The organism is Ruegeria sp. BF7, assembly GCF_056538605.1.
In genome coordinates, this window is the sequence record NZ_JBQFTM010000005.1 from 195,407 (window position 1) to 218,512 (window position 23,106).

The 23,106-nt window shown below is 58.7% G+C and carries 26 protein-coding genes; 14 read left to right on the forward strand and 12 right to left on the reverse strand.

Annotated elements, in window-relative coordinates; all coding sequences use genetic code 11:
* Window position 1: 1 nt before the first annotated feature.
* Window positions 2–1,327 carry a glutamate--tRNA ligase gene (gltX, locus tag ACR0IK_RS13455; protein ID WP_480641842.1) on the forward strand — a complete coding sequence of 442 codons (1,326 nt, stop codon included), beginning with the start codon at window positions 2–4 and terminating at the stop codon, window positions 1,325–1,327.
* A 54-nt stretch (window positions 1,328–1,381) separates the two neighbouring features.
* Here gltX and ACR0IK_RS13460 read toward each other — a convergent pair whose 3' ends face one another.
* Entirely contained in the window at window positions 1,382–1,951 is a 570-nt protein-coding gene (locus tag ACR0IK_RS13460; protein WP_480596398.1) for a gamma-glutamylcyclotransferase family protein, read from the reverse strand.
* Window positions 1,952–2,046: 95 nt separating this feature from the next.
* Here ACR0IK_RS13460 and ACR0IK_RS13465 point away from each other — a divergent pair, with 95 nt between their 5' ends.
* Complete coding sequence (locus ACR0IK_RS13465; protein ID WP_480596400.1) at window positions 2,047–2,493, forward strand: RrF2 family transcriptional regulator; 447 nt, start codon at window positions 2,047–2,049, stop codon at window positions 2,491–2,493.
* A 2-nt stretch (window positions 2,494–2,495) separates the two neighbouring features.
* Here ACR0IK_RS13465 and ACR0IK_RS13470 read toward each other — a convergent pair whose 3' ends face one another.
* On the reverse strand, window positions 2,496–5,024 hold the full coding sequence (locus tag ACR0IK_RS13470; RefSeq protein ID WP_480641843.1) for an ABC transporter permease: 2,529 nt from the start codon (window positions 5,022–5,024) through the stop codon (window positions 2,496–2,498).
* Entirely contained in the window at window positions 5,021–5,716 is a 696-nt protein-coding gene (locus tag ACR0IK_RS13475) for an ABC transporter ATP-binding protein (protein ID WP_480596404.1), read from the reverse strand. Before ACR0IK_RS13475 ends, ACR0IK_RS13470 begins: the two co-directional genes overlap by 4 nt.
* A gap of 47 nt (window positions 5,717–5,763) precedes the next feature.
* Here ACR0IK_RS13475 and ACR0IK_RS13480 point away from each other — a divergent pair, with 47 nt between their 5' ends.
* Entirely contained in the window at window positions 5,764–6,402 is a 639-nt protein-coding gene (locus ACR0IK_RS13480; RefSeq protein WP_480596406.1) for an arylesterase, read from the forward strand.
* Here the strand turns inward: ACR0IK_RS13480 and ACR0IK_RS13485 are convergent, their stop codons facing one another.
* The 5 genes from ACR0IK_RS13485 to ettA all read right to left on the reverse strand — a co-directional run bounded on the left by ACR0IK_RS13485 (window position 6,403) and on the right by ettA (window position 10,978).
* A complete protein-coding gene (locus tag ACR0IK_RS13485; protein WP_480641844.1) occupies window positions 6,403–6,963 on the reverse strand; it encodes a L,D-transpeptidase in 561 nt (186 codons plus the stop codon).
* 190 nt (window positions 6,964–7,153) lie between these two features.
* Window positions 7,154–7,360: a cold-shock protein gene (locus tag ACR0IK_RS13490; protein WP_170327110.1), complete on the reverse strand. Its 207-nt coding sequence runs from the start codon at window positions 7,358–7,360 to the stop codon at window positions 7,154–7,156.
* A gap of 279 nt (window positions 7,361–7,639) precedes the next feature.
* Window positions 7,640–8,230, reverse strand: a complete 591-nt coding sequence (locus tag ACR0IK_RS13495) for a hypothetical protein (protein ID WP_480641845.1) — start codon at window positions 8,228–8,230, stop codon at window positions 7,640–7,642.
* A gap of 337 nt (window positions 8,231–8,567) precedes the next feature.
* Window positions 8,568–9,314: a hypothetical protein gene (locus ACR0IK_RS13500; protein WP_480596412.1), complete on the reverse strand. Its 747-nt coding sequence runs from the start codon at window positions 9,312–9,314 to the stop codon at window positions 8,568–8,570.
* On the reverse strand, window positions 9,311–10,978 hold the full coding sequence (gene ettA / locus ACR0IK_RS13505) for an energy-dependent translational throttle protein EttA (RefSeq protein WP_480641846.1): 1,668 nt from the start codon (window positions 10,976–10,978) through the stop codon (window positions 9,311–9,313). The genes ACR0IK_RS13500 and ettA overlap by 4 nt, the downstream gene beginning before the upstream one ends.
* A 180-nt stretch (window positions 10,979–11,158) precedes the next feature.
* Between ettA and ACR0IK_RS13510 the strand changes: the two genes are divergently transcribed.
* From ACR0IK_RS13510 to dacB, 4 genes are all read left to right on the forward strand, one after another.
* The gene (locus ACR0IK_RS13510) at window positions 11,159–11,443 is read left to right on the forward strand and encodes a hypothetical protein (RefSeq protein ID WP_480641847.1); all 285 of its coding nucleotides are present in this window, start codon (window positions 11,159–11,161) and stop codon (window positions 11,441–11,443) included.
* A complete protein-coding gene (locus ACR0IK_RS13515; protein ID WP_480641848.1) occupies window positions 11,444–11,911 on the forward strand; it encodes an MOSC domain-containing protein in 468 nt (155 codons plus the stop codon).
* Between the two features lie 32 nt (window positions 11,912–11,943).
* Complete coding sequence (locus ACR0IK_RS13520) at window positions 11,944–12,564, forward strand: nicotinate-nucleotide adenylyltransferase (RefSeq protein WP_480641879.1); 621 nt, start codon at window positions 11,944–11,946, stop codon at window positions 12,562–12,564.
* A 66-nt stretch (window positions 12,565–12,630) separates the two neighbouring features.
* Window positions 12,631–14,109: a D-alanyl-D-alanine carboxypeptidase/D-alanyl-D-alanine endopeptidase gene (gene dacB / locus ACR0IK_RS13525; RefSeq protein WP_480596418.1), complete on the forward strand. Its 1,479-nt coding sequence runs from the start codon at window positions 12,631–12,633 to the stop codon at window positions 14,107–14,109.
* A gap of 2 nt (window positions 14,110–14,111) precedes the next feature.
* On the opposite strand, the gene ACR0IK_RS13530 is transcribed toward dacB, so the two are convergent.
* Window positions 14,112–14,534, reverse strand: a complete 423-nt coding sequence (locus ACR0IK_RS13530; RefSeq protein ID WP_170327101.1) for a tellurite resistance TerB family protein — start codon at window positions 14,532–14,534, stop codon at window positions 14,112–14,114.
* A gap of 81 nt (window positions 14,535–14,615) precedes the next feature.
* Window positions 14,616–15,083, reverse strand: coding sequence for an Lrp/AsnC family transcriptional regulator (locus tag ACR0IK_RS13535; protein WP_480596421.1), 468 nt, complete (start codon window positions 15,081–15,083; stop codon window positions 14,616–14,618).
* A gap of 109 nt (window positions 15,084–15,192) precedes the next feature.
* On the opposite strand from ACR0IK_RS13535, the gene phhA reads away from it, so the two are divergent.
* The 5 genes from phhA to ACR0IK_RS13560 all read left to right on the forward strand — a co-directional run bounded on the left by phhA (window position 15,193) and on the right by ACR0IK_RS13560 (window position 20,931).
* The gene (gene phhA, locus ACR0IK_RS13540) at window positions 15,193–15,993 is read left to right on the forward strand and encodes a phenylalanine 4-monooxygenase (RefSeq protein ID WP_480596423.1); all 801 of its coding nucleotides are present in this window, start codon (window positions 15,193–15,195) and stop codon (window positions 15,991–15,993) included.
* Between the two features lie 7 nt (window positions 15,994–16,000).
* Window positions 16,001–16,354: a 4a-hydroxytetrahydrobiopterin dehydratase gene (locus tag ACR0IK_RS13545; protein WP_480641849.1), complete on the forward strand. Its 354-nt coding sequence runs from the start codon at window positions 16,001–16,003 to the stop codon at window positions 16,352–16,354.
* Between the two features lie 121 nt (window positions 16,355–16,475).
* On the forward strand, window positions 16,476–18,050 hold the full coding sequence (locus ACR0IK_RS13550; RefSeq protein WP_480641850.1) for a lysine--tRNA ligase: 1,575 nt from the start codon (window positions 16,476–16,478) through the stop codon (window positions 18,048–18,050).
* Window positions 18,051–18,098: 48 nt separating this feature from the next.
* Complete coding sequence (locus tag ACR0IK_RS13555) at window positions 18,099–18,500, forward strand: DUF4864 domain-containing protein (RefSeq protein ID WP_480641851.1); 402 nt, start codon at window positions 18,099–18,101, stop codon at window positions 18,498–18,500.
* A 142-nt stretch (window positions 18,501–18,642) separates the two neighbouring features.
* The gene (locus ACR0IK_RS13560; RefSeq protein WP_480641852.1) at window positions 18,643–20,931 is read left to right on the forward strand and encodes a glycosyl hydrolase family 28-related protein; all 2,289 of its coding nucleotides are present in this window, start codon (window positions 18,643–18,645) and stop codon (window positions 20,929–20,931) included.
* A 45-nt stretch (window positions 20,932–20,976) separates the two neighbouring features.
* Here ACR0IK_RS13560 and ACR0IK_RS13565 read toward each other — a convergent pair whose 3' ends face one another.
* Window positions 20,977–21,639 carry a hypothetical protein gene (locus ACR0IK_RS13565; protein WP_480641853.1) on the reverse strand — a complete coding sequence of 221 codons (663 nt, stop codon included), beginning with the start codon at window positions 21,637–21,639 and terminating at the stop codon, window positions 20,977–20,979.
* A 146-nt stretch (window positions 21,640–21,785) separates the two neighbouring features.
* On the opposite strand from ACR0IK_RS13565, the gene ACR0IK_RS13570 reads away from it, so the two are divergent.
* Window positions 21,786–22,112 carry an antibiotic biosynthesis monooxygenase family protein gene (locus ACR0IK_RS13570; protein ID WP_170402482.1) on the forward strand — a complete coding sequence of 109 codons (327 nt, stop codon included), beginning with the start codon at window positions 21,786–21,788 and terminating at the stop codon, window positions 22,110–22,112.
* A gap of 65 nt (window positions 22,113–22,177) precedes the next feature.
* On the forward strand, window positions 22,178–22,585 hold the full coding sequence (locus tag ACR0IK_RS13575; protein ID WP_480596438.1) for a universal stress protein: 408 nt from the start codon (window positions 22,178–22,180) through the stop codon (window positions 22,583–22,585).
* On the opposite strand, the gene ACR0IK_RS13580 is transcribed toward ACR0IK_RS13575, so the two are convergent.
* On the reverse strand, window positions 22,570–23,073 hold the full coding sequence (locus ACR0IK_RS13580; RefSeq protein WP_480596440.1) for a HugZ family pyridoxamine 5'-phosphate oxidase: 504 nt from the start codon (window positions 23,071–23,073) through the stop codon (window positions 22,570–22,572). The two genes, ACR0IK_RS13575 and ACR0IK_RS13580, sit on opposite strands and share 16 nt — an antisense overlap.
* Window positions 23,074–23,106: the final 33 nt, after the last annotated feature.

The window sequence follows — 23,106 nt, forward strand, 5'->3', positions numbered from 1 at the left end:
CATGACCACCACCCGTTTTGCCCCGTCGCCCACCGGTTACATCCATGTGGGCAACCTGCGTACCGCCCTGATGAACTATCTGATCGCTCGCAAAGCGGGCGGCACGTTTATCTTGCGTATCGACGACACCGATCCTGAGCGGTCGAAAGAAGAATATGTCGATGCCATCAAGCAGGATATGGAGTGGCTGGGCCTGCACTGGGACCGGATCGAGCGTCAATCGGACCGTCTGGATCGCTATGCCGAAGCCGCTGACAAGCTGCGCGAAATGGGCCGTTTCTATGAGGCGTTTGAAACGCCGACGGAGCTGGACCTGAAACGCAAGAAACAGCTGAACATGGGCAAGCCGCCGGTCTATGACCGCGCTGCATTGAACCTGTCGGATGCCGAGAAAGAGGCCCTACGGGTTGAACGTGGCAATGGCGTCTGGCGGTTCAAGCTGGATCACCAGCGGATCGAGTGGACTGACGGTATTCTGGGCGACATCTCGATTGATGCTGCATCAGTGTCTGATCCAGTGCTTATCCGGGGCGATGGGCAGGTTCTGTATACGATCGCGTCAGTGGTGGACGACACCGAGATGGGCGTAACCGATGTCGTGCGCGGCTCGGACCATGTGACCAACACTGCGACGCAAATCCAGATCATCGAAGCGCTGGGCGGCACTTGCCCGCGTTTTGCGCACCACTCGCTGCTGACCGGCCCGCAGGGCGAGGCATTGTCCAAGCGTCTGGGCACGCTGGCCTTGCGCGATCTGCGTGAACAGGGCGTGCAGCCTATGGCGCTGCTGAGCCTGATGGCGCGTCTGGGTTCGTCCGATCCGGTAGAATTGCGCTCGGACATGGCGGAACTGATCGAAGGCTTTGATGTGAACCGCTTTGGCGCTGCGCCAACCAAGTTTGACGTGCAGGACTTGTTCCCGCTGACCGCCAAGCATCTGCAGTCGCTGCCGCTGGCGGACGTGGCCGATGCGGTCGCTGACGCGGGCGTTCCGGCAGAACTGGCCGCGCCGTTCTGGGCGATGGCGCGTGAGAACATCACCACTCTGGGTGACCTCAATGGTTGGTGGGAGCTGTGCCGTGACGGGGCAGAGCCTTTGATCGCCGACGAGGATCGTGAGTTCATTTCTGAGGCCGTGGCTCTGCTGCCCGAAGGGCCTTTCGATGGCGAGACCTGGGGCACTTGGACCAAAGCCGTGAAAGAGGCCACGGGTCGCAAGGGCAAAGGCCTGTTCATGCCACTGCGTAAGGCGCTGACGGGTATGGAGCGCGGGCCGGAAATGGCGAACCTGCTGCCGTTGCTGCAGGTTATCCGGGCACGCGGCTAAGCGCGAAAGCACTGATATCCGAAAGGCGGGGCCGATATGCAGCCCCGCTTTTTTCTATGCAGTATGGACAATCGACGCAGAAATGCGGCGCAGCCGATCATCGACAAATTCGGTCTCGGCCGGTTTCAAATGCTGGTGGCGCGGGTATCGAGGTTCAGCCCGGTCGTTCAGAATCGGCGCGTACCACCCATCGGTGGTGGCAAAAAAACGGTCCGCACCGTCCTCACCAAAGGTGCGCAGATACCCTTGCACGACCACGTCGATATAGCTGAGCAGCAGCGGATGACGATTGCTGGGCACGGCGTGGCGGCCCTGCGGTACCGCGTAAACGGCGATTTCGACCTCGTGGGTCAAAGGATGTGTGACAGCTTGGGTCGCGGGAACCCGGTCATAGGCCCATTCCCGCTCGTCCAGCGCCACCCAGTCGTTTTTCGGGACATGGGCGATCATCCCTTCGATCTCGGACTCAGGGTCCGGGATTGCAGTCAGAAAGGCTACTGGGCGTAGGTCGGTGTGTCGCCAGGCGCGTCGCCACCCCATCAGCCGCGCAGGATGTGGGTCGGGGAAATCGTGCGTCGCTAGGTTCACGAGGCTACCATAGCCAAAGAAATAAGGGTCTGCCATGCGCCGTCAGGTCCTTCTTGAGCGATTGATGTATGTCAAACCGCTTTTTTGTCGGACATGCAATAAGATCGCATCTAGAAATTTGGGAGGTCTCGATGAGGATTACCAAAAGGACAAATATCGCGGTGCGCTTGCTGATGTATTGTGCGGCGCATCAGGATCGGCTGGTGACAAAGGCCGAGATCGCCGATGTGTGCAACATATCGGAAAACCACCTGGCGCAGGTGATCAACCAATTGAGCCAGCTGAACTACCTCAGTACTCAACGTGGTCGCAACGGTGGCATGTCTTTGGCGCGTCCCGCCGATCAGATTCGGATCGGCTCGGTGTTTCGCCATGTCGAAGGAAACTTGCCAATCGCCGAGTGCTTTGCCGATGCCGACAACACCTGTCCCCTGACGGATGCCTGCCGATTGCGGCTTGCGCTGCAGGACGCGGCCGAGGTGTTCTATGCTTCGCTGGACGAAATCACACTGGACGCGCTTGTGTGCGACAACGACCAGTTGCTGCAAATCCTGCAACCGGTCGCCTGCGTGCGTTGAGATCAGTCGCTGGCCCGCAGGATGCGGGCCGGACGTGCGGCCAGAGGGCGCAGGGCAAAGGCTAGCCCCGCGCCAAGGGTCACCAGAATGCCGGCCGGAACGATGCTCAGCGCTGAGGTCCAGATGACCGAAAAACTGATGTCGAAGATGTAGGTGGCAACCGCCCACCCCCCCAGAATGCCGGTCAGCAGGGCAACGCCCCCGGCCGCTGCACCCAGCAGGACTGAGCGTAGAGCAAAGCTGATCAATATGCGTCGCCGATCCGCGCCCAGTGTTTTCAGGATCGCGGATTCGTAACGACGCGCGGTTTCTCCTGCGGCGGCGGCCCCGATCAGAACAAGAAATCCGGTCAACAAGGATATCCCCGCTCCGTAAGAAGTCGCGGCGGCCAACCCGGTCAGCAGGCTCGAGACGCGGTCAATCGCGTCGCGCACCCGGATTGCGGTTATGTTAGGAAACTGGCCCGCCAGATCGCGCAGGATGCCGGCTTCGGCCTGTTCTTCGGCATAGACCGTGGCGATGAAACTGTGCGGCGCCCCGGCAAGGGCGGAGGGACTCATCGACATGATGAACCCCATGCCAGCGGTCGAAAAATCGACCTCGCGGAAAGAAGTGATTTCGGCGGTGATGTCGCGGCCCAGAATGTTCACGGTCAATTCGTCGCCAAGGTCCAGACCCATTTCTTCGGCTTCTTCCGCGGCGAAACTGACTTGCGGCATGCCTGAGTAATCCTGGGGCCACCATGCGCCCGCGGTGATGCGGGCGTTTTTGGGCGGTGTGGCGGAATAGGTCACGCCCCGATCACCATCCAGAACCCAGTGATCGCCAGCGACGTCGCGCGCGGGCAGCCCATTGATCTGGGTGATGATGCCGCGCAGCATTGGAGCGCTTTCGATGCGGCTGACGGCGGGGTCGGTTTCCAGCCGCTCTCTAAACCCGGGCATCTGGTCTTTTTGAATGTCGACAAAGAAATACGACGGGGCCACGTCGGGCAGATTACCCGAGATCGCATTGCGCAGGGTCCCGTCGATCTGGCCAACGGCGGCAAGCACCGAAAGGCCCAGCCCCAGAGACAGCACAACCGAAGCGGCCCCTTCACGCGGGTCCGAGATCGCCGACAAAGCCCATCGCAGAGCAGGTCGGCCACGGGCGGCTGTGGTGCTGATGCGCGCCAGTTTGCGGATCGCAAGCGCGGAAAAGGACAGCAGCAGCAGCGCGCCGACCAGCCCGGCGCTTGTCCAGAGCGTCAGGCGAATCGAGCCGCTGAACCAAGCGGCAGACGCGATCAGCAGTGCCAATCCGAAGGCAGTTGCGACCACGAAGGCAGTGCGCGGAAGAGCGCGCGCCGATGATAGCGCGTCGCGGAACAGAGTCGCGGCGCGAACCTCCTCGGTTCGGGCGAGGGGCCAGAGGGTGAACAGGAACGCAGTCAGCATTCCGTACAGTGCAGCCTCGGCCAGAGGGCGGGGATAGAGCGTGAAAACGGCAGGGACGGGCAGGCGGGCCTCGATCAGAGGGGCCAGCAGCAGCGGTAAAGCCGCCCCCAGAGCAATCCCAAACGCGATGCCGAGCCCTGACAATACCCCTATTTGTATCATATATGTCTGAAAGATCGTCGCGCGATCCGCGCCCAACGTGCGCAGCGTTGCAATTGTCTCGGTCTTTTGCGCCAGATAGGCGCGTACGGCAGCGGACACGCCTATGCCGCCAACAGCTAGACCGGACAGGCCGACCAGAACCAGAAAGGCGCTGAGACGCGTGACAAACTCGGCAATCCCCGGCGCGCCGTTGCGGGCATCGGTCCAGCGCATTCCGGTGCCGTCGAAACTACTTCTGGCCGCGGCGGACAGGGTTTCGAGGTCGGTTCCCGGCGGCAGCTTCAGCCGGTATTTGGTGGCAAACAACGTCCCCGGCGCCAGCAGGCCGGATGCCTGCAGATCCTGGGTCCGGACCAGAGTGCGCGGTCCCAATCCAAAGCCGTCGGCGGCGCCGTCCGGTTCATGCATCAATGCTGCCGTCAGCACGAAATCCTGCGTGCCAAGTGCAAAACGGTCTCCGATGGACAGGCCCAGCCGGTCCATCAGCACCGGATCCATGACCGCTCCGGGCAGGCCCTGCTGGCCGTCCAATGCGACGGAAAGCGATTGGTCAGGCTCCAGTTTTGCTGTTCCCAACAACGGATAGGCCGCGTCCACGGCTTTCACCTGCGTCAGGGCACGCTGGGTTTCGCCCCCCCGACGAACAACGGCCATCGAGCGGAAATCCACAACCTCGGACACTTCGGTCGCAGCTTGTTGCATCCACGCGCGCTCGTCATCTGTGGCGAAGCGGTAGGTGAATTCCAACTGCGCGTCCCCGCCCAACAGCGCCGCGCCTTCCTGCGCCAGCCCGGTCTGGATCGCAGAACGCACCGACCCGATAGCGGCAATGGCAGCCACTCCCAACGCCAGACAAGCCAGAAACACGCGAAAGCCGCGCACGCCGCCGCGCAGTTCCCGGCCTGCCAGACGACCGGCCAGACGCAGGCTCATTCCGCGGCCTCTTGTTGCGTGTCTTCCGCGATGGTGCCATCCCGCAACCGGATCACCCGGTCGCATTTGCGCGCCAGACTGTGGCTGTGGGTGACCAGAACCAGCGTGGCACCATGCCTGTCACGCAAACCGAACAGCAGTTCGACGATGGCCGCACCGTTGGTATCGTCCAGATTTCCGGTCGGCTCGTCCGCCAGCAGGATCTGAGGGCGCGGCGCGGAGGCGCGCGCCAGCGCAACCCGCTGCTGCTCACCCCCCGACAGTTGCGCCGGATAGTGATCGTGCCGATGTGAAAGACCGACCGCGTCCAATTCGGCCGCGGCACGGGCAAATGCATCCTTATGCCCGGCCAGTTCCAGCGGCGTGGCCACATTCTCAAGCGCGGTCATGGTGGGGATCAGGTGAAAGTTCTGAAACACCACCCCCATTGCATCACGCCTGAACCGGGCAAGCGCATCCTCGTCCATTCCTGTCAGATCATGGCCCAAAGCAGTGATTTCGCCCCCGGTCGCCTGCTCCAGCCCGCCCATCAGCATCAGCAGTGAGGATTTGCCGGACCCGGACGGCCCAACCAACCCTAGCGTTTCGCCTTGGGCGACGGTCAGGGAAATGTCGTGCAGGATATTCACTCGACCGGCATTGCCATCCAGCGACAAAGCGGCATTTTGGAGCGAAAGAACGGGTGTCGTCATGGGTCATTCCGGATGGGCACGGTCAATTGGGATATGGAGCGGTTCAGATGTTGCGCAAGGTTTTGATGTCGATGCTGTTTACGTTCTGCGGCTTTGCGGCCACAGCCGAGCAGGTGGTGATTGCTGCTTTAGGGGATTCACTGACGCAAGGCTATGGGTTGCCCGAACAGGACGGATTTGTGCCTCAGTTGGACCGCTGGCTTAAGGCGCAGGGTGCGGATGTGCGCCTTATCAACGCAGGTGTGTCCGGAGACACAACGGCTGGTGGCGCGGCGCGGGCGGATTGGACGCTGACGCCGGATGTGGACGGGATGATCGTGACGCTTGGTGGTAATGATCTGCTGCGGGGGATCGACCCGGCGGTGTCGCGCGCCAATCTTGAAACGATTGTCAAAGCGGCGGATGTCGCAGATGTCGATGTGCTGCTAATCGGGATGCAGGCACCGGGAAATTACGGGGCAGATTACAAATTGGCGTTTGATGCCATCTATCCTGATCTGGCCGAACAGTATGAAACCGGCTACGCCCCAAGCTTTTTCACCGGGCTGACCGCCGAGGGCGATCCGGACACCGCCCGTCTCTATATGCAGCCGGACGGCATTCACCCGAACGCCGAAGGGGTTGCCCTGATCGTTGATAACCTCGGCCCTTATGTGCTGGAACTTGTCGCTGCTGCCCAGCAGTGATCAAACGACGGTTACGACGGTCCCGATCGGCACACGCTCGTAGAGATCGACAACGTGTTCGTTCATCATTCGGATACAGCCATTTGAGACCGCATGACCGATGGTCTGCGGCTGCGTGGTACCGTGAATGCGGAAATAGGTGTCGACGCCATTCTGGAACAGGTACAGCGCCCGCGCACCCAAAGGATTGTCGCCGCCGCCAGGTTGGACATAGTCATTGTCCTTGAACCGGGCATAAGTGACGGGTTCGCGCTCGATCATCTCGTCGGTCGGGCGCCAGGTTGGCCACTCTTTCTTGACGTCGATGGTGGCGGTGCCAGTGAACTCCAGACCGGCTTTGCCTACCCCGCAGCCATAGCGGACCGCCTTGCGCGGTTCGGTCACGAAATACAGGTAGAACGACCGGGGCGCGACCAGCAACTGACCCGGCTGAAACTGCTTCTTTATGCGCACAAATTGCGGCGTGGGATCGTATTCGACAGCTTTCTTCTTTGCCGCGGCAACGCCAGGCACCAGGCTGGCGGCTGCGGTCGCGGTCAGAAAGGTACGGCGGGTGAACATGGCAGCTCTCTATAAAACAACAGATAAATCTTGACCCTAATGTCGGAAGGATAACCGATCTGGTCAATCGCTGGAGAGAAGTAACCCTATTGTGATGTCGTCGTGGGGACACACAATCATGTCGCATCACGAGCGCAAACAGATACCCGAAAAAGAAAAAGGGCAGAGAATACTCTGCCCTTCCAATATCTTATGCAAGCACGATATTGTCTGCGCTTTCGCGGCCGTCACGACCGGCGCGCAGCTCGTATGTGACCTTCTGGTTGTCGGCCAGGCCGGTCAGGCCCGAGCGTTCCACGGCCGAGATGTGAACGAAGATGTCTTTGCCGCCATCTTCGGGTGCGATAAAGCCGTAGCCTTTGGTGGTGTTGAACCATTTTACGGTGCCTGCGGGCATATCCGTTGTCTCCTGTTTAATGCTGCCCACGGAGTTGCGGCAGCCTGGCGTCGTTGTCTGGATCGATAGACTGAGCGCCGTAGAAGGAGACAGTAGGTCGAAATAGAAAAACGTTAGCAATTTAGATATGGCATCGGCAACGGCGCAGGGCAAGGGAGGAGTCCTGTTCTGTAAGAAACAAAAAAAACCCCGGAAATCCAAAGTGGATGGCGAATCTGGCCTGCTGGTGGGCGCCTGACAGATTTTCGAATGACCGCCCAAATTACAGGCAAAGACAGCCTAAATATTGTACATTTTGCTTTCGGCAGGAAACATCAACCGGATAGCATTCAGGCTTTTGTCTGACAGGGTGAAGGGCTTTTCATCACCTTCGGTATGACCGCCCGCCTGGTTGATGTGTGGAACTGAGTTTTCACGCAGTGAAAACGCCGAATACCAGCGTTTAGGTAACCTGCCAGAAAGCCAGCCGTTCAATTCCTTTACGTTTTCAAGCCGAAACAGGTGATCGATATGGTTGACACCCGCCCGATCGATTGCGTGGGCCTCAAGGCTTAGGGGCGACAGGTTCTGCGTCGAAATCCAACTGGGAGCGAGTTCCTTCCACCCATCCTTCATGCCCATTTTGCCATGCTGTACCCACTCTTCGAACTCCATCTTCGTCGTTTCATCCCAATCAGGAGCAAAGTTGTAGCGGCACTCGGCATCGGGTTTGAAATACCGGTAATAAGACCAAAGCAACTCAACCGGGTTTCTCGTGGTCATGAAATACGAAAGCCTTGCGTGCCCGGGATACAGGTCTGCCAGCGTTGTTTTGACATACGGGGCGGTATCGTGAGGGTGAAAATGCTCGGAGTCGTGGGCATAATCCACGGCGAAATCTCCGGCTTTACTTGACAGGTATCGCTTTAGATACTTGCGGACCGATGTAGAGCCACAGCGTGGCTTAGATATGAACACAAGCCCCTTTGAAAAAAGCACTCTCACCAAATTGGTCCTTTGTTGCTTGGCGTCCGCCCTTACCGGGACGGCGCCAAATTGAATCAGGTTTGACCGATGCCAAGTTGGCCAAAAGAAACTCACACAGGCGAATTCCGAAGGCGAACGACCGTGTGGGGTCGTCGCTCAGGCAGTTGCTGTCGCGTCGGTCATACGCGTTTTGATAAAATCCCAACGGGCGCCGACAAAAAGAGCCACCAATCATCTACACTCAGTCGGCGACGGGTAGTTTACCTACAACGCCGCTATATTGGGCCGAGGCAATAAAACACTCTGGCAATTCGTCGATCACTTCATCAATCGGGTCATATAGCCGATCGGCGTCGGCTTTGAATTCATCCGGAATGTCTTTCGGGGTCCGCTCGCGCCGTTTGGGCGGGGTGAAATCCAACCCGGTAAACCGCGAAATTGTATCCTGATGGTCCCAAAGCGCGTCATAGCGAACGCACAGAACGGGAACATCTTCAAATGTTACCCACTCCCTGATCTGCCGTGCTTGCTGCAGCACATCGCGTTCGAACAGCTCATCAAAGGTGCCGGTAGCGTGCAGATGATAAAAGTGCTGATCTATCCAGTCCGCGCCAAATCTTTCCATTGCGGAATAAACGGAAAACGCGGAATCCTTGGTGGGTCCGAAACAAAAAACGACCCGGGTATTCTCGGGCCATGTAGCGAGCGGCTGAGGAAAGTCGTGGGTCTTGTACACACACGGAGTGTAATACTCCGTGTCACTCAACCGGGCGACAAAATCCACCCGCTTTGCCGATATAGGGTCGATCTCTTTCAGCGCATCAGCAAGGGCAAGAAAGGTCAACGTGCTGCCGGACCGACCATTGCTTGCCACAATAACACAGTTCTGAGGTGCGTTTTGCGGAATGCGCTGCAATCGCCGAATAGCAACCCGTTTTCGGACACTGCGCTTCCACTTGTCGATGCGCTTTTCAAAAAAGTCGATCATCGTGCAAACTTTTTGTGCTTGAGGCGCTTGGGCTCCAGAGCATCAGGACCCAGCCGGCGTTTCTTGTCTTCTTCATAGTCTTCGAAGTTGCCCTCGAACCATTCCACATGGGCGTCGCCCTCGAATGCCAGAATATGCGTGCAGATGCGGTCGAGGAAGAAGCGGTCGTGCGAGATGACCACGGCGCAACCGGCGAAGTCGACCAATGCGTCTTCCAGCGCGCGAAGGGTTTCAACGTCCAGATCGTTGGTCGGTTCGTCGAGCAGCAGGACGTTGCCGCCCTCTTTCAGCAGGCGGGCCATGTGGACGCGGTTGCGCTCACCACCTGACAGCAGCGAGACCTTTTTCTGCTGGTCACCGCCCTTGAAGTTGAAGGACGAGCAATAGGCGCGGGAATTGACCTGCGCGTCGCCCAGCTGGATGATCTCTGCGCCGCCGGTGATCGCCTCCCACACGGTGTCGTTGTCCTTGAGGTCGTCGCGGGACTGGTCGACATAGGACAGCTCGACCGTGTCGCCCAATGTGATGGAGCCACTGTCGGGCTGTTCCTGACCGGTCAGCATCTTGAACAGCGTCGATTTACCGGCGCCGTTGGGGCCGATGACGCCAACAATGCCGCCGGGGGGCAGGGCGAAGTCCAGCCCTTCGATCAGCTGTTTGTCGCCCATATGTTTCGAAAGCCCCTCGACCTCGATCACCTTGCCGCCGAGGCGCTGGCCGTTGGGGATGACGATCTGGGCGCGCGTCAGCTTCTCGCGTTCGGACTGTTCGGCCAATTCGTTATAGGCGTTGATCCGGGCCTTGGATTTGGCCTGGCGGGCCTTTTGGCCTTGACGCATCCATTCCAGTTCGCGCTGCAGGGTTTTCTGCTTGGACTTGTCCTCGCGGGCTTCCTGTTCCAGCCGTTTGGCCTTTTGTTCCAGCCACGCGGAATAGTTGCCCTCGTAAGGAATGCCACGGCCGCGGTCGAGCTCGAGGATCCAGCCGGTGATGTCATCCAGGAAGTAACGGTCGTGGGTGACGATCAGGATGGTGCCTTTGTAGTCGATCAGGTGCTGTTGCAGCCAGGCGATGGTCTCGGCGTCCAGGTGGTTGGTCGGTTCGTCGAGCAGCAGCATGTCGGGCGCTTCCAGCAGCAGCTTGCAGAGCGCCACGCGGCGCTTCTCACCACCCGACAGGTTGGCGATGTTGGCATCGTCCGGCGGGCAGCGCAGCGCCTCCATCGAGACGTCGATCTGGCTGTCGAGGTCCCACAGGTTTTCCGCATCGATCGCGTCCTGCAGGGTGGTCATTTCTTCCATGAGCTCGTCCGAGTAGTTCTCGGCGATCTCCATGGCGATTTCGTTGAAGCGGTCGACCTTGGCCTTTTTCGCGGCCACGCCCAGCATGACGTTTTCGCGGACGGTCAGCGATTCATCCAGCTTGGGCTCCTGCGGCAGATAACCGACCTTGGCACCCTCGGCCGCCCATGCCTCACCGGTGAAGTCAGTGTCGAGGCCAGCCATGATTTTCATCAGCGTCGATTTACCCGCGCCGTTGACGCCGACGACACCGATTTTCACGCCGGGCAGAAAGCTCAGGTGGATGTTTTCAAAGCACTTCTTGCCACCAGGATAGGTCTTGGAGACACCCTGCATGTGGTAGACATATTGATAGGCGGCCATGTCGCGTCCTCTGGGTCGGGGAGATTGGATTGGGCGGTGTGATAGCGGATGGTTGGGGTGGGGGCAATGGATATGGTTTAGTGAGCAGACATTGGAATACAATCACTTTATGGTGCAGGGAAAAGCTGTATCGCGCCGGATACTCTACAGCAGTGCAGGTTGGTAAATTGGGAGAGTATTGTGGACTTAAGCAAAGATTTCATTGTGGTCGGTCTGTTCTTTTATGGTGTGTTCAGAATGGCAAAGTTCTGGTCGAATGTCGTGCGTATGCGTTCCCAGATTTTTAACGAAGCTGTCTCACCAGCGGACCATATTCGCATTCCTGTACCGGCTTCGAGGTCCGATAGCGCCCCGCAAGATGCTGAGTTTCGAAAGTACTGGTTCAGCGCTTTTAGAAGGATGGTGTTAGAGGTAACGATCTCGTGGGGCATGGTCTATTTTTTGCAAAGTTGGCTAGGTTGGTGAATGCAATTGAAAAGCCTGATTTCAGGTTGGGCGCGGCCGGGGCGAATTGAATGGATCGGCCTGCGTCCCGAGCGTCGGCAAGCTATGCTGACTGCTGAAGAGGCTGTTGTTTCGGAGTACGGGTTGGACGGTGATCGAGGCCGCGCGGGCAAGCGCGCCGTGACTCTGATCCAACAGGAGCATCTGGCGGCGATTGGCTCTTTTCTGGGGCAGGGGCCCGTGGCACCTGAAATCCTGCGGCGCAATCTGGTGGTTTCGGGGATCAATCTGGCGGGCCTCAAAGGGTGTGAGGTGCAGGTGGGGGATGCCATTCTGCGCTTCACTGTGGTCTGTGCGCCTTGCAGCCGGATGGAGGAGGCGCTGGGCAAGGGCGGCTATTCCGCCGTGCGCGGGCATGGCGGTTGGTGTGCCGAAGTGGTGCAGCCCGGTCGGGTCAGGCAGGGTGATCCTGTGCAACCTGTTGATTGACAAGCCGCTTGAGTTCTGAACATCAGCAAGGGATGTTGCGCAGCGCCATTCCATATGCACGGCCCGGGCAGGTCATCGGACTGTTCGGTGGGTCTTTTGATCCACCGCATCGCGGCCATGTGCATGTCACGCTTGAGGCGATGAAAGCCTTTGGGCTGGAGCGGGTTTGGTGGTTGGTGTCTCCGGGCAATCCGTTGAAGGAACGTGGCCCCGCGCCGTTGCAGCGGCGCCTTCGGGCCGCGCAGGCCGTTATGCAGCACCCGAGGGTCGAGGTGACGAATATCGAAGCGTTGACCGGAACACGTGCGACGGCGGACACCTTGGCGGCGTTGCAGCGTCTTTACCCACATGTGAAGTTCGTCTGGCTGATGGGTGCCGACAATCTGGCGCAGTTCCATCGCTGGAAAGACTGGCGCCGGATCATGGATAACGTGCCGGTCGGTGTGGTGGCGCGGCCGGGGGATCGGATCTCGGCCCGGATGTCTCCGGCCGCTCGGGTCTACGCGAGCTATCGCATTGACGGACAGGCACGGCATCTGTTGGGGCGGGCGCAGGCTCCGGCCTGGTGTTTCGTCAATGTTCCGATGGTCGATGTCAGCTCGACCGAGCTGCGCACACGCGGTGAGTGGGACGGCGGGGTGTTGCCTGAATAGCCTAGATGGGCGCATAATCGCATTCAGTGGTTGTTTGCCTTTGATCTCTGGGATTTTAATTGACCCATGGTTGATCTTCTTTCGCGTCGTTTCTTTCTTGCCGGTCTGGGGGCCTCGGTCGTTTCAGGCTCGGCTCTGGCTGATGCTCCAGCGCAGTCTTTGCGGCCTCAGATTCGGGGGGATCTACCCACTGGAGCGGAGCGGCTCATCAAATCCGCAAGGCTGAAAGGCGAGGTGGCTTTTGCCGTCGCCGATGTGCAAACCGGTGCGCAGCTTGAAGAATTTGGCGGCGATCAAGGTCTGCCCCCTGCCAGTGTCGCCAAGGCGTTGACGGCGCTTTATGCGCTGGATGTTCTGGGGGCCGAATACCGGTTTGAAACCACCTTGATGGCCGATGGCCCGATCGAAAATGGCGTGCTGAAGGGCGACCTGATCCTTGTGGGCGGCGGAGACCCCCTTCTGGATACCGACGATCTGGCCGCATTGGCGGCCAATCTGCGCGAGGCCGGAATTACCGAGGTGCAGGGCGCGTTCAAGGTCTATGACGGTGCGCTGCCTTATATCTTTAGCGTCGACCCCGGGCAGCCGGACCATCTGGGATACAGCCCGGCCATAAGCGGCATCTCTTTGAATTTCAACCGCGTACATTTCGAATGGAAGCGCGACGGTACCGGGTATGATGTGACCATGGACGCCCGCACGGCGCGGTACAGGCCGTCCGTGGATATGGCGTCAATGCGCGTCGAAAAACGCAGCTTGCCGATCTACACCTACCAGCCAAGCGCCCGGCAGGATCGTTGGACTGTGGCTAACGGTGCACTGGGAAATGGAGGTGCGCGATGGTTGCCGGTGCGCAAACCGGCGCTTTATGCGGGCGACGTGTTTCGCACTCTGGCGCGGGTGAACGGAATTGTTTTGGGCCGTGTGCAGATCACACGCGAGGTGCCGCAGGGCTCAGTTCTGGTGGTGCATCAAAGCGACCCTCTGGAGAGTATCCTGCGAGGAATGCTGAAATACTCGACCAATATCACAGCTGAAATGGTAGGGATGGCAGCCTCGAAAGCGCGGGGTGCCAAGTTGCAGATTCTGGCTGATTCAGCTGAGGAGATGAACCGTTGGGCATCTGAAACCTACGGTGTGCGCGGGATCGCAATGGTAGATCACTCGGGGCTCGGCGATGCGTCGCGCGTCGCGCCCGCAGATCTGGTGACGGCCTTGGTTGAGGCCCGAAAGGACGGGGCGCTACGGCCGTTGCTGAAAAAATTCACCCTGGCCGACAGTCAGGGGCGACCAGTCAAGGATCATCCGATCAGGGTAGATGCCAAGACCGGGACGCTGAATTTCGTGTCTGGGTTGGGCGGCTTTATCACGGCGCCGGATGGCTCGGAACTGGCCTTTGCCATTTTCACCGCTGATGTTGATCACCGCGCGACGATCCCCCGCGCGTTGCGCGAGCGTCCCGACGGCGCGCGCAGTTGGAACAACAGGTCGCGCAAACTACAGCGCGCGCTGATCGAGCGCTGGGGGATGCTGGCGGGCAGCTGAGATCAGGTGGTGTGGCGCGCTCGCGCGCCACGCTCGATCGCGGCGGCGTGCAGACGGTCGATATTCAGTTCGTATCTGATTTCTTCCAGCAGGCGCAGTTCGGTCTCGGCAAGTGATCCATCTGCCGCAGCCACGTCACAGGCCAGCGCGTAGGCCGTTTCGTGCAACCGCTCGGGCAGGTTGTCGCGGATCAGGCCGAACAGGGCGTCCAGCCCGTCCTCCTGCTCGAACAGATCAAACACGGTTTGCGACACCCGGCGCGTGCGGTCGATATCGTATTCGGCAAAAACCGGCAGCATGTTGACTGCGCCTTCGATCTTGACCAGCTCGGCGGTGCGGATGGTCTCATCCGAGGCAGAGACCGCAACCATGATCGCGACAAGGCAATCCTGTGGGGACATCGGGTGAGGTACTTGTTCGGTCATGGTGTCGTCCTGATTGGTCTTTTCTGCGCTCGCACGATAGGAGGGCTGGCGCGCAGGTTCAACGGATTTTGCCGCATTGAGTCACAGAATGGGCAACGGCCCCCGCGTTTTGGTCTGGCGCAGCACGAAATTGCTGCGCGTATCGCGGACCAGCCCGGATTTCAGCAGCCGCTGCATGATGAAATGCTCAAGGTCTTCGGGCGTTTTGGCATAGACCTTCAGGATGAAGTCGTGATCGCCGGTGATCGAGGCGCATTCGACGATCTGTGGTTCGGTTTCGACCAGCCGCAGGAATGCGGTGATGCTGTCCTCTTGATGGTCGCGCAAGGCGACGTGTACATAGGCGATGGCGTTCAGCCCCACAGATTTAGCCCGCACCTGAGCGATATAGCCCGAGACCACGCCCGACGCCTCTAGGTCGCGTACGCGCCGCCAGCATTGCGAGGCGGAAAGGCCGGTGCGGTCGGCAAGTTCCTGCATCGACAGACGGCCATCGGTCTGCAACTGCTGCAGGATGGCAATATCAGCGGGTTGAAGCGTTTGTTTCACAATTGATACCTTTGCGATACATATTCTCCAAAATACCCAGAATATCACGCTGTACCAAATCAAAATTGTCAGGGCGCGCGGCTATACTTTCCTCAAGGAGGAAAAAGTGATGCCAAAATCGACCAAATACGTCGCCAAGGTGGCTGATGCGCGCGGCCATATCGCCTATACGACTGAGGAAGACGAGGTTTGGGCCGATCTTTATGCCGCGCAAGAGAAGAACGTGCAGCGCTACATGGCCCGCGATTACCTTGCCGGGCTGGAAAGGCTGGACCTGCCAAAAACCCGTGTGCCGTCCTGCGCCGACATCTCGGAACGCCTTTTGGACATGACCGGGTGGCGGGTGCAGCCGGTGCCCGCACTGATCGGGTTCAAAACGTTCTTTGGCATGTTGGCAGACCGGGTATTTCCTGCCGCATCCTTCATCCGCTCGCGCGAGGATTTTGATTACATCGAAGAGCCCGACATCTTTCACGAGATTTTTGGCCATACCCCTTTGCTAAGCGATCCGCGCTTTGCGGCCTTTAGCCATGCCATCGGCAAGGCCGGGGTGCAGGCTGGGGACAAGGATTATTCCTGGCTGATCCGGCTCTACTGGTTCTCGATCGAGTTTGGATTGCGTCGGCAGGACGGAGAGATCAAGGCGCTGGGGTCCGGGCTTGCGTCCTCGCCTACTGAACTGGTTTACGCCGTCGAAAGCGACATTCCGGACCGTGATCCGTTCGATGTCCTGACTATCCTGCGCACGCCCTATCGGATCGACATGCACCAGATGGGCTATTTCGTGTTAAACTCACCTGAGGAGCTGTTCGCCGCCGCCGAGCGCGATCTGCTGGCGGATGTGCAGCAGGCACAATCCCTTGGGTTGCTGCCGAACAAGTTCCCGGAAAAAGCAACCGCAGCGGAGTGAACGGATCATGACCACATCAGGAGAAACCTGCAGCCTTTCGGACCGAACCTGTGTGCCCTGTTCCGGAGGTGTCCCGGCCCTGACCCGGGACGAGGCAAACACCCACATGGCGGAACTTTCGTCCGACTGGAATCTGGACACAGAGGCAAAGGAACTCAGCCGCCACTACAAGTTCAAAGGGTTCGCCAAGGCGACTTATCTGGCCAATCTTTGCGCTTGGCTGGCCGATCAGCAGGGGCATCACCCGGATGTATCGTTTGGCTGGGGCTATGTGGACGTCAAACTGACCACTCATGAAATAGGCGGTCTTAGCGAGAATGACTTCATTTGGGCCGCCAAACTGGACCAGTTGACCGCGTAAAACGACCTTCCATTCAGGAAATACCCTGCAGTTTATTGACTCATGCTGCACCGGCACAATAGGAGGGGCCGGTCGGTTGCAAACGGCGACCGGCGCTGTTTTTCCCGATGGAGCAAATCTGATGTCTGAACTGCGTGAAACCGCGATGTCGTCCAAGGCCTGGCCTTTCGAAGAGGCGCGTCGGTTGCTCAAACGCTATCAGAAAGCGGCTCCGGAAAAGGGGTACGTGCTGTTCGAAACCGGCTATGGCCCCTCGGGCCTGCCGCATATCGGCACCTTTGGCGAGGTCGCGCGCACTACGATGGTCAAGCGCGCGTTCGAGGCGCTGTCGGACATCCCGACCAAGCTGATCTGTTTCTCGGACGATCTGGACGGAATGCGTAAAGTGCCCAGCAATGTGCCGAACCCAGAGATCCTGGAGCAGCATCTGCAGCGCCCGCTGACCTCGGTACCTGATCCGTTTGGTGAATACGACAGCTTCGGTGAGCATAACAACGCGATGCTGCGGCGGTTCCTCGATACTTTTGGTTTCGAGTATGAATTCTACTCAGCCAAGCAATTCTACGAGTCTGGGCAGTTTGACGAGATCCTCAAACGCGCGGTTGAGCGTTATGATGAGATCATGGCGATCATGCTCAAAAGCCTGCGCGAGGAGCGCCAGCAGACCTATTCGATCTTTCTGCCGCTGCATCCCGAAAGTGGGCGGGTTATGTATGTGCCGATGAAAAAGGTCTGCGCTGAAACATACACCGTCACCTTTGACGATGAGGCTGGCAAAGAATGGACCGTTCCTGTCACTGGCGGCAACGTGAAATTGCAGTGGAAGCCGGACTTTGGTGCACGCTGGGCTGCGCTGGGCGTCGATTTCGAGATGTACGGCAAGGAACATGCGACCAACGAGAAAATTTATGATGCGATCTGCCGTACACTGGGTGGTCGCGCGCCGGAACACTTTTCGTACGAGCTGTTCCTGGATGAGAACGGACAGAAGATCTCGAAATCGTCCGGCAATGGAGTGTCGATCGACGAATGGCTGACCTATGCGCCGACCGAGTCGCTGGCTTATTTCATGTACCAGAAGCCCAAGACGGCCAAGCGGATGCATTTCGATGTGATCCCGAAAGCCTATGACGAATATCACCAGCAGCTACGCGCCTATCCGGGACAGGATCTGAAGGCGCAGTTGAACAACCCGGTCTGGCATATCCACGGCGGCAACGTTCCTGCATCCACGCTGATGGTGCCATTTGCGATGCTGCTGAACCTGGCTTCGGTTTCCGGGGCCGAGGACAAAGAGGCGCTTTGGGGCTTCATCCGCCGCTACGCGCCCGAAGCCACGGCCGAAACGCACCCCGATCTGGATCAGGCGGCGGGGTTTGCGGTGCGTTACTTCAATGATTTCGTCAAACCAACCCGCCAGCACCGCGCGCCGACCGATCAGGAGCGTGAAGCGCTGGAAGAACTGAAAGCCGCGCTTGTGGCTTATGATGGTCCGATTGAAGACGAAGCGCTGCAATCCGTGGTCTACTCCGTCGGGCGTGAGCGGTTTGACCCGATGCGAGGCTGGTTCACGGCTTTGTACGAAGTACTGCTGGGGGCATCTCAAGGCCCGCGTTTCGGCGGATTTATCGCGTTATATGGCGTGCCCGAAACCATCGCACTGATCGACAAGGCGCTGGCCGGAGAGCTGGTCTGATTTGACCTGAAACCACGTGGGGCTACCCTTTCAACAGGAGGTAGCCCCATGCGTCGTTTATTGCTTGCCATATCCCTGAGCGCCGGTTTGGCGTCGGGCGCATTTGCCCAAAGCGCCGAGATCGAGGCCAATATATCGGCGCAGATACAGGCCTTCAAAGCGGATGATTTCGCCGCTGCTTTCACCTTCGCCAGCCCCTCTATTCAGCAACTGTTCCAAACACCCGAGAATTTCGGGGTGATGGTCAGACGTGGCTATCCGATGGTATGGCGGCCTGCGGATGTGCGTTTTCTGGAGTTGCGCGAAGTCGCGGGAGAACTGTGGCAGAAGGTCATGATCACCGACGGTGAGGGCCGGGTGCACATTCTGGACTATCAGATGGTGCCGCTAGAAAACGGCTGGAAGATCAACGGCGTTCAGTTGCTGGGAAACTCCGACCCTGCAACTTGATGCAACACCACCGTCACGGTGGCGTGAGTGGCAGTTAATCCCAATTCGGTACTCAGACTTTTGCGTTCGGGGCGCGCGATCCCGGGCACTGGGTTTATGCGCGTAGCGGGTCACCGCTCGCGCGATTGGGAAAGGGATTTCTATGAATAAGGCAATCACCGACGGCATCGTGTTCATGCCGCCTGCTTTCGCAAACGGTTTGAACGTCTGGTCCAGCGGCGATGGAACGCCGGGCTCGCCGACCTATGACGGGTCGGGCACCGGCGCGTTTGTTCCGGCCGATGCGGATTTCGGCGGCTGTCTTGAAATCCTGAAGGTCAGCGCCACCCAACGTTTGCGCTATATGGGCCAGACGCTGCTGCTGCCGGGCTGTTATCTGCAGATCAAGGCGCGGGTCAAAGCGATCAGTGGCCCGTTGCCCGAAGTGCGCATCGCCGGCTGGGCCGGTGGCGCCGGCGACGTGCAGGTCACTGGCGTGGCCGAGCAGGGCCCGGCCACGCAGCTTTCAGGCTATGGCACGGTGCATGAGGTTACCGCAATTGTCGGCACCGGACAGCGCCCCGGTGTAGACATGCCCTGGGGTGTGCAGGCGCTGTACGGCCATTTCGGGCTGGATATCGATGGTGCAAACGGGGCCGTCATCCGGGTCGACGATATCGAGATCACGGATATCACCGGCGTGTTCCTGCGTAATCTGATCAGCCTCGTCGATGTGCGCGATTTCGGTGCAGTCGGTGACGGTGTGGCGGATGACTCGGCGGCCTTCGAGGCAGCGGATCAAGCCGCGAATGGGCGCACGGTTTTCGTGCCCGAGGGCACCTATCTGTTGGCGCAGAACACGTCGATGGCGTCTGAGATGGATTTTGAAGGCACTGTATCGATGCCCGAAGACAAGATGCTGCTGCTGACCAAGAATTTCGACTTGCCGACCTATATAAACGCTTTTGGTAATGAAACGCTGGCTTTCAAAAAGGCGTTTCAGGCATTGCTGAACAACTCAGACCATGAATCGCTTGATCTGGGGGGGCGCAAGATTTCAGTCAGCGAACCCATCGACATGGCTGCGGCGGTACCAAACCGGCAAAGCGGGTTCTCGACACGCCGTGTAATCCGTAATGGCCAGTTCGACGTTCAGAGCAGCTCAGCCTGGGATACCGAGACTTTCACCTCGGTTGCGACCTACAACCCGAATGATCCCACCCGTTTGGTAAATGTTGCCAACGTGGCCAATATTCCGGTTGGTGCGCTGGTGCAGGGAAGCGGTGTCGGGCGTGAAATCTATGTCCGTTCCAAGAACGAGGGCGCAGGTGAGATCACGCTGAACGCCCCGCTGTATGATGCGGCCGGCACGCAGACCTTTACCTTCCAGTCCTTCAAATACCTGCTGGATTTCAGTGGATTTAGCTCGCTGCGCAAGTTCGGGATGGAAGAGATTGAGTTCCAGTGCAACGGCCGCAGCAGCGCGATCCGTCTGGCTCCGTCAGGCAGTACTTTTGCCGTGACGAACTGTTTCATCAGCCGCCCCAAGGATCGGGGCATCACGTCGATCGGGACCGGATGTCAGGGCATGCTGATCGACAATTGCCAGTTCCTGTCCACCGAAGAATCCTTCAATGTGGAGGATCGCACTTCGATCGCGCTGAACTCCACCGCCAATGACGTCAAATTGCGTCACAACCGGGCGGTGCGGTTCCGGCACTTTGCCATTTTGGGCGGCACCAACAATATGATCCTGGGGAACCACTTTTTCCAAGGCGACAGTATTCCACAGGGTGTTCGCAGCGCCGGTTTGGTCATGATCGGCACGTATAACAGCTCGACCATTTCAGGAAATTATGTTGATAACTGCTCGATCCAGTGGACCAACGAAAGGGATGCCAACCCGGTGTATACTGCGGGGTACTCGTTCAGTTCGATGGCCATCACCGACAATATCTTCTACTCCAGCGAAGTTGCGTCTTGGTTCACTTATATTGTTATCCGCCCCTATGGTGCGGGGCATTTCCTGAACGGTGTGGTCGTGACCGGAAACAAATTCCGCTCAACAAGCGGTAGTATTACCCGGGTGGAGCGGGTGGACACCACCTATGCCGATCTGAACAAATATGCACACCGGAATGTGACGTTTGAGAACAATACGTTCCACGGGGTAGACCAGAAAGTTTCGAACCCCTTGCGGATAAGGCACGCTCAAGGTTCCGCATCTCAGGCTTGGACCGTCCAGTCCTCGGGGCAGCTACCGTTCGGCGGTCTTGCACGCAGCTGTGATGCGATCACGGTTCTGGGGCCATTGAGAACGGTTTTCGGATCGCTGACCTTCGCTAACCCATATGTAGAGCTGGAGCAGGGCGCATCGAATAACGCGGTCAACCTGCGCTGGCCCGAAGCTCTGAGCGGAGAGGTTTCCGTGATCGTGCGAATGGAGCGCTGATTTTTAGGCTGGCCGCCCTGTCATGGGGCGGCTGGTTCGCCTGTCTCAGAACTCATTCCAGATCGCCAACTTCAGCCCCGTATCGCTACGCGCATCATTGCGCTCAAGCCCCAGCACCCACGTTGCCGAACTATTCTTCGTTCGGATCATGACCGAAGGCCGGGCTCTCCAGAACAGCGAATGGTCGGGCGTATAGGCTGTTTCGATCTGTATCAGCGGGTTCAGTAGCCGGTCACCGGACAGACCCGCCGTGATATCCAGCTTGCGATACAAGGCGTCATGCGTGCGCAATTCCAAAGCGGTATCGACGGCCACCCAACCGTTCCCCCAACCGATCTGGAACCCTTTGCCATAAGAGAGGGTCAGCTTGTACATGGCCCTGGCGTCCCGGTGCCTGTGATGGGCACCCGCCCCGAACTCGGCCGCAAAACGCCCCCATTTGTCGAAATCGGCCACGGGAAGCCGGGCAAACAGAAGCGCGTGGCCATAGAGGTCGCGGTTTTCCTCGAAATCCAGCCCGATTGTCAGGTTCGGCCTGTATCCAAACTCTGCGTATAGCCCTGTTTTGTAGTCATATGCACCACCGGGGTCCCTGAAGGCGGTCACCGAAGCCGCGGTAAATGCCGATCCCTTTTCCCGCAGCCACGCCCCGGACAATGCCGGAGCGGCAGCAAGCAGCAGAGACAAAAGAAGGACGATCCGGCACATGCGGGCAGAATCCGCCAGCATGGTTAACGGATGGTTAGTAATTCGTTCATTTTTTTGAGAACCGGCAAAGAGGCGTCGGCTGCAAAGGAAACACGAGACCTTTGCAATTCCTGTGTTAAGCTTGTGAAACAATAAGGAGAATCCAGATGCCGAAGATTTCCAAGAGCGCGAGCGTCCAGACAGTTATCACCACCTTTGAAATGACGCCCGGCACCTGCCACGATCTGTTGGAGGCGCTGACCGACGCCTATGCCGAGTTCATCTCGAAGCAGCCGGGATTTATCTCGGCCGGGTTGCATGTGAACGACGCCCAGACGCGGATTGCCAATTATTCACAGTGGGAACGCCGCGAGGATTTTCTGGCCATGCTGCGCACCCCTGAAATGCGCGACCGCAATCGCAAGATCAACGAGCTTTGCAAGAGCTTTGAGCCGGTGATGTATGACGTGGCTGAAACATTTGGCAGTTCCTGACTTGGATCAAAGCCTTAACACCCGGCTCCGCCCAAAGTGGATGCAGGAAAACGGAGGTGCGCTTCATGTATCATAACATTCTTGTTCCCATTTCTTTCGATGCCGAACGGGATATCTCCGGCCCCCTCAAACTGGCCGAGATACTGTCGACGCCGGACGCTCAGGTAACTTTGTTGCATGTGGTCGAGCACATCCCCAACTATGCGATCTCCTACATGCCGCCCGAATACCTGAACGAAGCCCGCAAGGCGATTCAGACTGAGTTGGATGAACTTGCGGAGAAGCTACCCAACGCAAAGGGTGTGGTTATCGAAGGGCATTCCGGACGTACCATTCTGGACTGGGCGGATGCCCACAAGCCGGACCTGATCATCATGGCTTCGCATCGGCCGGGTATGCAGGATCTTCTTCTGGGTTCAACTGCGAACCATGTGGTCCGCCACGCCGCCTGCGCGGTTCACGTGGTGCGCTGATCGGGCACAAGATCGGCAGGGGCAAGGCGCCAGGCCTTGCCAAAGCCGCCATTCAACAAGGCCTCCGAAATCTTGAACCGAACAAAGCCGAAATCGGTGAAATCGACATAGAGCTTCGCTTTGGGTCGCAAGGCCAGATACCTTGTGCGCAGGCGGCTATGTTCTGTACTATCACGCGCAACGAAACCGGCCTCGGCGTGCAGGGTCAAACGTGGATGGGTCAGGGGATCACCTGTCCCTCCGGGCTCTCCGATCAGCAACGCGCAGGCCGGATTGGCGTGCAGGGCGCGCGTGTGATCCGCCAGCGTCGAGATCAGTGTCACCAACCCGCTGTCCGCATCCGTTGCCAGAGCGATACGCGATACCGAGGGCACCGCTTTGCCCGGTTGCAAGGTGGCAAGGGCCCCATAAGTTGTGTCTTCAATCAGGCCGCGAGCCAAACTGCGGGCCGTATCATCGACCGGACGAAAGGGGTTGGCTTTGGCCATGGCTGATGTGTCCCGGAATGTCTGCAACGGGCC